We start from the raw sequence: 12,439 nt of genomic DNA, 5'->3' as shown, positions 1-12,439 counted from the left end.
TTCTGCGTTGGTATGATGCACCTTCAGAGTGTAATTTTTTAAGGATTTAAATAATGATGTTGAAGCCAGCCCGTCTGATGTTAGCCCTGATCGCTGTCGTGGCAGCACCAGCTTTTGCGCAGAACGCCGCCACCGTGAACGGCAAAGCGATTCCAGCCGCCAAGGTTGATCAAATGGTCAAACAAGTTGTCGCCCAGGGCCAGCAACCAGATTCGCCGCAGCTGCGCGACATGGTCAAGAAAGAGCTGATCAGCCGCGAAGTCATGCTGCAAGAAGCCGATAAACAAGGCTACGGTAAAAAGCCGGAAGTCACCGCAGCGATTGATAACGCCCGTCAAAGCATTACCATCAATGCGATGCTGGCGGATTACGTCAAGAAAAACCCGGTAAAAGATGCTGAAATCCAGGCTGAATACGACAAGTATAAAGCTGCTGTCGGCCCAACCGAATATCACTCGCGTCATATTCTGGTTGCCACCGAACAGGAAGCCAAAGATATTATCGCGAAGCTCAAAGCCGGCGGTAAATTCGAAGAGCTGGCCAAAGTATCGAAAGACGGTTCCGCCAATAATGGCGGCGATCTGGGCTGGATGACTCCAGGCAAACTGGTTAAACCATTTGCCGACGCCATGATCGCACTGAAAAACGGTGAAATCACCCAGACCCCAGTGAAAACCGAATTCGGTTTCCACGTCATCAAACTGGAAGAATCGCGCCCAACCCAGCTGCCGCCGCTGGCTGAAGTCAAAGGCCAGGTCGCCGAAGCCCTGCAACAGCGCAAAATCGCCGCCTACCGCGAAGAGCTGCTGAAAAAAGCCAAGATCCAGTAAGCTGGATGAGCTCATAAAAGCGCCTGCATGCAGGCGCTTTTTTTACGTCCGTCACCTGCCAGAAACCAGCACAATCATGCCAACAGCCAGCATACATCCTGCCTTCCTGCCAGGGCTAAGCAGCGCCCTTACCTCTGCCGCGGATCCGCACCGCGCACCAGCCATGCGCGCCTACATGCGCGACCAATTCGACGTCCTCGGCGTCGGCACGCCGCAGCGCCGCGCAGCCGGCAAACCGCTGCTGAGCGGCTTGAAAGGCGCTGGCGCTTCAGCACTGCTAGCGCATGCCGGTGCACTGTGGTTGCAGCCGCAGCGCGAATATCAGTACGTGGCACTGGACATGCTGGCGATACACTGGAAGGAATTAACATCAGCCGATATTCCAGAATTATTTACGCTGGTGGCCGATAAACCATGGTGGGATACAGTCGACGCAATGGCGGGCATTATTGGCGACATATTACGCCATCAGCACGATTATATGGACCAGGCGCTGCACGATAATAATATGTGGATACGCCGCATCGCGCTATTACATCAATTGGGCTGGCGCGATCAAACCGACGAGCAGCGCTTGTTTAATGACTGCCTGACACTTGCGCACGAAAAAGAATTCTTTATTCAAAAAGCCATCGGCTGGGCCTTAAGGGATTATGCCCGGCATGCGCCAGAGACAGTCCGATTATTTACCCACAAAGAAAAAGAGCGGCTTGCGCCGCTCTCCTTCCGTGAGGCAAATAAACACCTCGGATAAATCAACCCACGAATTTACGCGCGTTACGGAACATGCGCATCCATGGCGATTCCTCGCCCCACGCTTCCGGCGCCCACGAATGCTGGACAGTACGGAACACGCGTTCGGCGTGCGGCATCATCACGGTGAAGCGGCCATCCGGCGTGGTCACCGAGGTCAGGCCTTGCGGCGAGCCGTTCGGGTTGTATGGGTAGGCTTCGGTGGCTGCGCCACGGTTGTCAACGAAACGCATCGCGTGGATGGCCTCGCCGATATTGCCGGTCTGCGAGAAGTCCGCGTAGCCTTCGCCGTGGGCGATGGCGATCGGCGTCTGGGTGCCGGCCATGCCGCTGAAGAAGATCGACGGCGAATCCAGCACTTCCACCATGGCGAAGCGGGCTTCGAATTTCTCCGACTTGTTGGTGGTGAACTTCGGCCAGGCCTGCGCGCCAGGAATCAGCGGCTTCAGGTTGCTCATCATCTGGCAGCCATTGCAGACGCCCAGGCCGAAGGTGTCTTTGCGGGCAAAGAACTTGGCGAACTGGTCGGACAGCGCGCTGTTGAACAGAATGGTCTTAGCCCAGCCCTCGCCGGCGCCCAGCACGTCGCCGTACGAGAAACCACCCACGGCGATCACGCCCTGGAAGTCGTCCAGCTTGGTGCGGCCCGAGATCAGGTCGCTCATATGCACGTCGACTGCGGCAAAGCCGGCCTGGTGCATAACGTACGCCGTCTCGATGTGCGAGTTCACGCCCTGCTCACGCAGGATGGCCACGCGCGGACGCACGCCGGTGGCCAAAAATGGCGCGGCGACGTTCTCTGTCAGGTCGAAGGTGACCTTAGGCGTGATGCCAGGATCTTGTTCGTCCAGCAGGCGGTCATATTCAGCATCGGCACAAGCAGGATTGTCACGCAGGCGGGCGATGCGCCAGCTGGTTTCGCTCCACAGGCGGTGCAGTTCGGCGCGCGGCTGGTTGTAGATGACTTTGGCGTCGCGGGTGAATTCGATCACGCCACGGTCGTTGGTCTTGCCGATGATGTGGCTGCAAGCGCCCAGGTTGAACGAGCGCAGCACGTCCATGACCACCGATTTCTCTTCGGCGCGCACCTGGATCACGGCGCCCAGTTCTTCCGAGAACAGCGCGCTCAGCGTTTGCTCGTTGCGGCGTTCGGCAATCTGCGTGGCCCAGTTCTTGGCGTCACCCTGGTCGGCGCCGTGGCCCGCTTCCAGGGTCAGGATGTCGAGGTTGATCGACAGGCCGGTGCGGCCGGCGAAGGCCATTTCGGTCAGCGTGCCGTACAGGCCGCCGTCCGAACGGTCGTGGTAGGCCAGCAGCTTGCCGTCGGCGTTCAGTTGCTGGATGGCGGCGAAGAAGGCTTTGATATCTTCCGGATTATCGACATCCGGCACCGAGTTGCCGAGCTGGCCCATGACTTGCGCCAGTGCCGAGGCGCCCAGACGGTTCTTGCCGCGGCCCAGGTCGATCAGGATGACCGAGGTGTCGCCGACATCGGTGCGCAGTTGCGGCGTCAGCGATTTGCGCACATCGTACACCGGTGCGAACGAAGACACGATCAGCGACACTGGCGACAGCACGGCCTTGGCCTCATCGCCCTCTTTCCATGTGGTGCGCATCGACAGCGAATCCTTGCCGACCGGGATAGAGATACCCAGCGCCGGGCACAGCTCCATGCCGACTGCCTTGACGGTGTCGTACAGCGCGGCGTCCTGGCCAGGCTGGCCACAGGCCGCCATCCAGTTGGCCGACAGCTTGATGTCTTCGATCGAGCGGATCGGCGCGGCGGCGATGTTCAGCACCGCTTCCGCCACGGCCATGCGGCCCGACGCAGCGGCGTTGATGACGGCCAGCGGGGTACGCTCGCCCATCGCCATCGCTTCGCCCTGATAGCCTTCAAAGCTCATCGCGGTGACGGCGCAGTCACCGACTGGCACCTGCCAAGGACCAACCATCTGGTCGCGCACGGACATGCCGCCCACGGTACGGTCGCCGATGGTGATCAGGAAGGACTTGTCGCCGACGGTCGGCAGCAGCAGCACGCGCTTGGCGGCTTCTTCCAGGTCCATGCCGGTCAGGTCGATGGCCGGGAAATCGTTCTGTACGTGGTGTACGTCGCGCTGCATTTTTGGCGGTTTGCCCAGCAATACATCCATCGGCATATCGACTGGCTCGTTGCCCAGCTCCGGGTCAATCAGCTTCAGCTGACGCTCTTCGGTGGCGGTGCCGACCACGGCGAACAGGCTGCGCTCGCGCTCGCAAATCGACTGGAACAGCGGCAGGTCAGCCGGCGAAATCGCCAGCACATAGCGCTCTTGCGACTCGTTGGACCAGATTTCTTTCGGCGCCATGCCACTCTCTTCCAGCGGAATCTTGCGCAGGTCGAAGATCGCGCCGCGCTTGGCGTCGTTGGTGATTTCCGGGAAGGCGTTCGACAGGCCGCCGGCGCCCACGTCGTGGATCGAGATGATCGGATTCTTCGGTCCCAGCTGCCAGCAGGCGTTGATGACTTCCTGGGCGCGGCGTTCCATTTCCGGGTTGCCGCGCTGGACCGAGTCAAAGTCCAGATCGGCGGTGTTGGTGCCGGTCGCCATCGACGATGCGGCCGAGCCGCCCATGCCGATGCGCATGCCAGGACCACCCAGCTGCACCAGCAGGCTGCCAACCGGGATATCGTTCTTGTGGGTGTGCTGCGACGAGATATTGCCGATACCGCCGGCAATCATGATCGGCTTGTGGTAGCCGAACACGGTGTCGTGCGCGCCGGCGAACTGCTTGCCGATGTTCTGTTCGTAGGTACGGAAGTAACCGCCCAGTACCGGACGGCCGAACTCGTTGCTGAACGCGGCGCCGCCCAGCGGGCCGTCGATCATGATTTGCAGCGGCGAGGCGATACGCTCCGGCTTGCCGTATGGCTGGCCGCTGTCGCGGTAATCCGCCACTGGCGCGGTCACCACGGCGTCGCTTTCCCATGCGCGCACGGCGCCTGGCAGCAGCAGGTTGGAGACGGTAAAGCCGCACAGGCCAGCCTTCGGCTTGGCGCCGCGGCCGGTCGCGCCTTCGTCGCGGATTTCGCCGCCGGCGCCGGTCGAAGCGCCAGGGAATGGCGAGATCGCGGTTGGGTGATTGTGCGTTTCGACCTTCATCAGCGTGTGCGTCAGCTCGGTCATCGGCGCGTATTCGTTGCTGCCGTCCTGCGGGAAGAAGCGCATCACTTCCGCGCCTTCCATGATCGAGGAGTTGTCGCTGTAGGCGACCACAGTGCCTTTGGGCTGCAGCTGGTGAGTGTTCTTGATCATGCCGAACAGCGATTTCGGCTGGGCGACGCCGTCGATGGTCCAGTCGGCGTTGAAAATCTTGTGGCGGCAGTGCTCGGAGTTCGCCTGCGCGAACATCATCAGTTCGACGTCGGTCGGATTGCGGCCAGCCTTGGTGAAGGCGGCGTCCAGGTATTCCACTTCATCGTCCGACATGGCCAGGCCGAGGTCGGCGTTGGCCTTGTCCAGCGCGGCCTTGCCGCTGCCGATCACATCCACGGTTTCCAGCGGACGCGCCTGCAGTTCGCGGAACAGGCCTGCCGCGTCGTCCGGCGAGCGCAGCACCGATTCGGTCATGCGGTCGTGCAGCAGCGCGATCACCGCCTGCACTTCGTCGTCGCTCAGCTTTTTCGGCGCGCCGATCGCGCTGCCCAGGATGCCGGTCTTCAGGTTGATGCGATACGCCACGCCGCGCTCGACGCGCTTGATGTGCACCATGCCGCAGTTGTGGACGATGTCGGTGGCCTTCGAGGCCCATGGCGAGATGGTGCCGAAACGCGGGATGACGAAGAATTCCTCGACCGCGCCGTCGGTGTTGTCGGCGTGGGCCGGCTCGCCGTAGGTCAGCAGGCCTTGCAGGCTCTTGGTGTCATCGGCCGACAGCGGCGCGCCGGCATCGATGAAGTGGACATAGCGCGCCTGGACGGCGGCAACGGACGGCAGCACCGCTTGCAATTGGTTCAACAGGCGTTGGCTACGGAATGCGGACAGGGCGTTAGAGCCCGGCAGAATCAGCATGGTTGGAAGATAGTTGATGCAGCTAGGCTGCGGTTTAAAGGGGAATGAGGCACGAGATACTGGTCTTGCAGATTTTCCTTTGCCGACATTATACCCGCTATCAGCGTTGCTATATAGTGTCTCTACCAAGCAAAAGCTGCCATGGAAGCAACATTTTGAGCGGAAAAGCAGGTATTTTGATTTGCCATGGAGTATGCTGAGCAAATCTTAGCTTTCGTGGTGAACAATGGCAGAATATAGCGATTTGTCGGTGCTGATCGTCGACCCGAATCCGGGCATGCGCGGCAACCTGCACAATATGCTGAGCCAGGCGTCGATCACCAAGGTCGAGTATGCGGTCAGTTCCGGCACGGCGATACGCCAGCTGGCGAAAAAGCCGTTCGACATCATTTTGTGTGAATACGACCTGGGCAATGGCAGCGGCGAGGCGAACGGCCAGGATGGCCAGCAGCTGCTGGAAGACCTGCGCCATCACAAGCTGATTTCGGCGTGGACCATCTTCATCATGCTGACCTCCGAAGGCGAGTACGGCAAGGTGATTGGCGCGGCCGAGCTGACGCCGACCGATTATGTGCTGAAACCGTTCACTGTCGACGCCCTGCTCCAGCGCATCCACCGCGCGGTGGACCGGCGCGCGCTGTTCCTGCCGATTTACCAGATCATCGAAATGGGCAATGTCCGCAAGGCGATTGCAGAATGCAAGGCGGCCGAGGATAAAAATCCCCGCTACGCCATCGATTTCGCCCGCCTGCGCGCCGAGCTGCTGTTCTCCATCGCCGATCTGGTCGAAGCGGAACAGGCCTATCTGTGGATACTGATGACCCGCCCCATCGCCTGGGCGCATCTCGGATTGGCACGCTGCCGCTACGGCCTGCACAAATACGCAGAAGCCCAGGAAACCCTGCAACTGCTGCTGGAGCAGAATCCGCGCTACATGGCCGCCTACGACCTGCTGGCGCGCACCCACGAGGCGCTGGGCCAGCAGGAGTCGGCCAAGAAAGTCCTTGAAGACGCGGTGCAGATTTCGCCGCATATGGTGCGCCGGCTACGCCACCTGGGCGAAGTGGCGTTTGAAACCGGCGATGTCGGCGTGGCCGAGAAAGCCTTCAAGCAGGTGGTGGCCAAGGCCAAGTATTCCGAGTTCCGCGATCCGGAAGACCACGTCAAGCTGGTCAAAACGCTGGTCAAGAAAGGCGACGCCAACCAGGCCAGCGGCGTAATCCGCGACATGGAGCGCTCCTTGCGCAGCAGCCCGAATCTGGACGTGTGCCGCGCCATCGCCGCCGGGCTGGTGCAGGAAATGGCCGGCAACCTGAGCGCCGCCGCCAGCGAGCTGACCAACGCGGTGAACGCGGTGGCCGGCAGCCGTGGCCTGTCGACCGGTCTGAAAATCGGCCTGGTGCACAGCTGTCTGAGCGTCAAGCTGGACCAGCAGGCATCCGACCTGATGCTGAACCTGATGAACGATACCGAAAGCGGCGTCTCAATGGACGACGCAGTGGAAGTGTTTGAAAAAGCTGGCCGGCACGACCTGGCGCAAGGCATGGGCGAGCAGATCAAGATCCAGGTGGACGAATTGCTGGCGCACGCCAGCGACCAGCGCGCACACGGCGACCTGCGTGCGGCGGTGGATACGCTGAATGCCGGACTGCGCAAGGCGCCGGGCAATATGTCGCTGCTGCCGGCCGCCGCCTCGGCCATCCTCAAGCAGCTGGACGACCTGGGCTGGGAAGCGCCGCTGGGCGAGCAATGCCACTTCCTGCTGGAACGCATGCGCCGCCTCGACCCGGCGCATCCGTCGCTGGAAGTGCTGACGGCGCAATATCACCACACCCAGCGCAAGTACGGTATTTCGGCAGTCGCTTAATCCGGGCTGACGACTTCGTAGCCCTTGGCTTTCAGCGCGTTCAGATAGCTATTGCTGCCTAAAATGTCGGTCATGTTGAGCAGAGCGAAGCTGGTGGTGTTGCGATCCAGGGCTTTTTCGGCCGCGCTCAGCCAGGCCGTTTGCACCCGCTCCTTCACATTCTGTAATGCCGGCTGCTTCTTGACGAACTCCGCATTCAGCATGGCGTCATCGCAAGCGGCTTTGTTATCGGGGAAGCTGAGTTTCTGGATCACTTCGATATCGCCCTTGGCCCAGGCGTTGGCGCGCACCCGCATCGCGTCAAGATCGGCCTCCAGGCGATCCAGCGTTTTGGTGAAGCACACGGTATCGGCCAATTGCGACTTCTTGAAATCGCCCAGTGCCTCGCGGGCGTTGCTGGTATCCAGATCGATGCTGGTATGCGTGGTCTTGATTTTGTACTGTTTGACGATGCCGTCGATTTTCTTGTTGACCGCGGAGCCGCGCGTCAGGCCAGCCTGCGTCAAGCCGGCCTCATACAATTTTTGCGCGGCAAAGATTGGCCGCTCGCGCTCGATGCCGCTATTCTTAGCCAGGTATTTTTCCCTCAGCGGCTGCCAGCGGGCGTAGACATCGGCTGGCAAGACCTCCTGCAAGGTGGCGCCATCGGGATTTTTCTCCAGGCCTATCAGTGTCGGCAACATGGTCAAACCTTTGAAGAAGCCGATGTGGAAACGCGCACCCGGCGGCGCCAGATACTCCTGGGACTGCGCCAGGATGGCCTCTGCCTGCTGCGAGCGCCACTCCATTTTTTCCGGCAGCGGCGAGTAGGTGCCGAACACCCACAAAACGTGATCGCCCTTGCTGACTTTCCACAAGCCCGGACCGGGACGCTGGCCAACCAGCAAAATCGACTCCCCTTCGGCGGGCGCCTCGGCGGCGGGTGGCGTTTCCTCTTGCGCCATCGCGGCGGTCAGGGGCAGCAGCAGGAGCAGCGTGGGCAGCAGGCGTTTGAGCATCGGGGTCCTTGATCAGAAAGCGATTACGCCACTGGCTAAGCAGTGGCTGATGAAATACCAGGAAACAAAATACAAACCGCAGAGCAGAAAGGCGGACAGGATGGCGGCGCGCGGCGAGCTGGGGGATTGGAACATCCTCAGTAGTGTGCGCATTGTTTCCTCCTGTTACCTGTCTAAAATTCAACTGTACGTCGCCCAGCGAGCACAGAACAAGCCCCGAATGGGAGGTGGCGGATTTCGATGCCCAGGGTATCGTTTGGCGCCCCCTGATCAGCCTGACGTCCCGAAGCCGCCGCCGCCCGGCGTTTCGATGATGAACACGTCGCCCGGCTGCATATCGGTCTTGCCGATGTGACCCAGTTGCTCCATGCTGCCATCGGCGCGCTGTACGCTGTTGCGGCCCAGCGCGCCCGGCTCGCCGCCAGCCATGCCGAACGGCGCGTGGATGCGGTTGTTGGACAGGATCGCGGCGGTCATCGCTTCCAGGAAGCGGACTTTGCGCACACCGCCGTTGCCGCCGCGCCAGCGCCCCGCCCCGCCGCTGCCTTCGCGGATGGCGTAGCTGTCCAGCCGCACCGGGAAGCGGAACTCCAGTATTTCCGGATCGGTCAGGCGCGAATTGGTCATATTGGTCTGCACCACCGAGGTGCCGTCGAAGCCCTCGCCCGCGCCGGAGCCGCCGCTGATGGTTTCGTAATACTGGTACTTCGCATTACCAAAGGTGAAGTTGTTCATCGTGCCCTGCGCCGCCGCCATCACGCCCAGCGCGCCATACAGCGCGTTGGTGATGCAGGTCGAGGTTTCCACATTGCCCGAGACGACCGACGCCGGATAGCGCGGATTCAGCATCGAACCCGGTGGTATCAGCACCTTCAGCGGTTTCAGGCAGCCGGCGTTGAGCGGAATCTCGTCATCCACCAGCGTGCGGAACACGTACAGCACCGCCGCCATGCACACCGCCGACGGCGCGTTGAAGTTGTTGTCCAGCTGCGCCGAAGTGCCGCCGAAATCAATCTCCGCGCTGCGCGAGGCGTGATCGACGCGGACGGCCACCTGGATCTGCGCGCCGTTATCCAGCGGCAGCGTGAACCCGCCATCCTGCAAGGCGCTGATAACGCGCCGCACCGCTTCCTCGGCGTTGTCCTGCACATGGCCCATATAGGCTTGCACCACGTCCAGGCCAAAGTGCGCCACCATCTTGTGCAATTCGTCGACGCCTTTCTGGTTGGCGGCGATCTGCGCGCGCAGGTCGGCCAGGTTCTGGTCCGGATTGCGCGCCGGATGCTGCGCGCCGGCCAGCAAGGCGCGCGTTTCTGCTTCGCGCAGCTGGCCGCCATCGACCAGCTTGAAGTTGTTGATCAACACACCCTCTTCTTCGATCACGCGCGAATCCGGCGGCATCGAGCCGGGCGTGGTGCCGCCGATGTCGGCATGATGGCCGCGCGAGCCGACATAGAACAGAATGCGCGCGCCAGCCTGATCGAACACCGGGGTGATCACGGTAACGTCGGGCAGGTGCGTGCCGCCGTTGTATGGGTCGTTAAGCATGAACACATCGCCAGCCCGCATGCGGCCTGCGTTTTCGTGCATCACGGTCTTGATGCTCTCGCCCATGGAGCCGAGGTGCACCGGCATATGCGGCGCATTGGCGATCAGGTTGCCGTCTGCGTCGAAGATGGCGCAGCTGAAGTCCAACCGCTCCTTGATATTGACCGAGTGGGCGGTGTTCTGCAGCCGCAGGCCCATTTGCTCGGCGATCGACATGAACAGGTTGTTGAAAATCTCCAGCATCACCGGATCGGCCGTGGTGCCGATCGCGCGCCGCTCCGGCAAGGCCGCCACGCGTTTCAGCACCAGATGGTCGTGCAGCGAGACTTCCGCCTGCCAGCCGCTTTCCACGATGGTGGTGGCGTTCGACTCGGCGATAATCGCCGGACCCTTGATGATGTCGCCTATGCGTGTGGCGGAGCGCTGGTACAAGCTGGTCTGGCGCCACTGTCCGCCGCTGTACATCGGCGCGACCGCATGCGGCGTCAGGCCGGAGACGCGGCGCGGCGCCGGCTCCACCGTTTCGGAAGGCGCGTCGGACTTGCCGACCGCCTCCACCGACACCGCCTCCACGATCAGCGCGCGCGACTGCATCAGGAAGGAGTAGCGCTTGCGGTATGCCGTTTCAAACTGCCGCTGCATCGATTCCAGCGTATCGAACAGCACGATCAGCGCGGTATCCGTGCCTTCGTAGCGCAGGTGCACGCGGCGGATCAGCGAGATGCGTGCGTCGTCAACCTGCTGGTCATGCAAATCGGCGCGCGCCTGGCGTCCGAGCGCTTGCAGGCGCGTTTCCAGTTCAGCGTGTGCATCCGCACTGAGTTTCAGCTCCACCGCCGCCTCGCGCATCGCCGCCTGATCGGCCAGGCCCATGCCATACGCCGACATCACGCCCGCCAGCGAATGGACGAAGACGGTCTTCATGCCCAGCGCATCGGCCACCAGGCAGGCGTGCTGCCCGCCAGCGCCGCCAAAGCTGGTCAGCGCATATTCAGTGACGTCGTGGCCGCGCTGCACGGAAATCTGCTTGATGGCGTTGGCCATATTGCCGACCGCGATATCGAGGAAGCCTTCGGCCACCTGCTCTGGCGTGGTGTCAGTGCCGGTGGCAGCGGCGATCTCGGCCGCCATCTCGGCAAAGCGCGCGCGCACGGCGGCGGCGTCCAGCGGCTGCTTGCCGTCGGCGCCGAACAGCTGCGGGAAATGCTGCGGCTGGATTTTTCCCAGCATGACGTTGCAGTCGGTGACCGCCAACGGACCGCCACGCCGATAGCTGGCCGGGCCGGGATTGGCGCCCGCGCTATCAGGTCCGACGCGATAGCGGCTGCCGTCGAAATGCAGGATCGAACCGCCGCCCGCCGCGACGGTGTGGATACTCATCATCGGCGCGCGCATGCGTACGCCGGCCACCTGGGTTTCAAACACCCGCTCGAATTCGCCCGAGTAGTGCGACACGTCGGTCGAAGTGCCGCCCATGTCGAAGCCGATCACCTTGTCGAAGCCCGCCAGCTTGGACGCGCGCACCATGCCGACGATGCCGCCGGCCGGGCCGCTCAGGATCGAATCCTTGCCCTGGAAGGCGCGCGCGTCGGTCAGGCCGCCATTCGATTGCATGAATTGCAGGTTCACGCCCGGCAGTTCACTGGCTACCTGGTCGACATAGCGGCGCAGGATCGGCGACAGATAGGCATCGACCACGGTCGTGTCGCCGCGCGCCACCAGCTTCATCATCGGGCTGATGTTGTGCGATACCGATACCTGTGTGAAGCCGATCTCGCGCGCCAGTTGGGCAACCTTGGCCTCGTGCGCGTGATAGCGGTAGCCGTGCATGAACACCACCGCCAGCGAGCGCAGGCCTTGCGCGTAAGCTTGCGCCAGTCCGGTGCGGGCCGCGTCCAGATCGAGTTCGGTCACGGTGTCGCCATGCGCGCCGATGCGCTCATCGATTTCGATCACATGGCTGTAGAGCAGTTCCGGCAGCAGGATACGGCGGTCGAACAGGCGTGGCCGGTTCTGGTAAGCGATGCGCAGCGCGTCGCGGAAGCCGCGCGTGATGGCCAGCGCGGTTGGCTCGCCTTTGCGCTCCAGCAGCGCATTGGTGGCGACTGTAGTGCCCATCTTCACCGCGCCGATCTGCGCCACCGGAATCGGCTCGCCTTGGGCGACGCCCATCAGCTGACGGATGCCGGCAATCGCGGCGTCGGCGTAGTGTTCAGGATTTTCGGACAGCAGCTTCAGCGTGCGTAGCCGGCCGTCCGGCGCGCGCGCCACGATGTCGGTAAACGTGCCGCCCCGGTCTACCCAGAATTGCCAATCCATGCATGCCTCGCTAAGCTGTGAAGCGCCTATTGTAGTGCGCCGGGAGTGTGGCTTGCCAGTGGCCTTTGTATA

The 12,439-nt window shown here is 62.1% G+C and carries 6 protein-coding genes; 3 read left to right on the top strand and 3 right to left on the bottom strand.

Annotated elements, in window-relative coordinates:
* Positions 1 to 53 precede the first annotated feature (53 nt).
* Both KW842_RS02430 and KW842_RS02425 read left to right on the top strand, forming a co-directional pair.
* Complete coding sequence (locus KW842_RS02430; RefSeq protein ID WP_218302483.1) at positions 54 to 830, top strand: peptidylprolyl isomerase; 777 nt, start codon at positions 54 to 56, stop codon at positions 828 to 830.
* 76 nt (positions 831 to 906) lie between these two features.
* A complete protein-coding gene (locus KW842_RS02425; RefSeq protein WP_218302482.1) occupies positions 907 to 1,584 on the top strand; it encodes a DNA alkylation repair protein in 678 nt (225 codons plus the stop codon).
* Between the two features lies 1 nt (position 1,585).
* Here the strand turns inward: KW842_RS02425 and purL are convergent, their stop codons facing one another.
* Positions 1,586 to 5,635 carry a phosphoribosylformylglycinamidine synthase gene (gene purL / locus KW842_RS02420; protein WP_218302481.1) on the bottom strand — a complete coding sequence of 1,350 codons (4,050 nt, stop codon included), beginning with the start codon at positions 5,633 to 5,635 and terminating at the stop codon, positions 1,586 to 1,588.
* Between the two features lie 226 nt (positions 5,636 to 5,861).
* Between purL and KW842_RS02415 the strand changes: the two genes are divergently transcribed.
* Positions 5,862 to 7,502, top strand: coding sequence for a response regulator (locus tag KW842_RS02415; RefSeq protein WP_218302480.1), 1,641 nt, complete (start codon positions 5,862 to 5,864; stop codon positions 7,500 to 7,502).
* Here the strand turns inward: KW842_RS02415 and KW842_RS02410 are convergent.
* On the bottom strand, positions 7,499 to 8,500 hold the full coding sequence (locus KW842_RS02410) for a TraB/GumN family protein (protein ID WP_218302479.1): 1,002 nt from the start codon (positions 8,498 to 8,500) through the stop codon (positions 7,499 to 7,501). The two genes, KW842_RS02415 and KW842_RS02410, sit on opposite strands and share 4 nt — an antisense overlap.
* Positions 8,501 to 8,770: 270 nt before the next feature.
* Positions 8,771 to 12,367, bottom strand: a complete 3,597-nt coding sequence (locus tag KW842_RS02405) for a hydantoinase B/oxoprolinase family protein (RefSeq protein WP_218302478.1) — start codon at positions 12,365 to 12,367, stop codon at positions 8,771 to 8,773.
* Between the last annotated feature and the right edge of the window lie 72 nt (positions 12,368 to 12,439).

The sequence above is a fragment of the Duganella sp. sic0402 genome (assembly GCF_019219065.1).
Taxonomy (GTDB): Bacteria; Pseudomonadota; Gammaproteobacteria; order Burkholderiales; family Burkholderiaceae_D; genus Rugamonas.
This window is presented reverse-complemented; position numbering and strand designations above follow the sequence as displayed.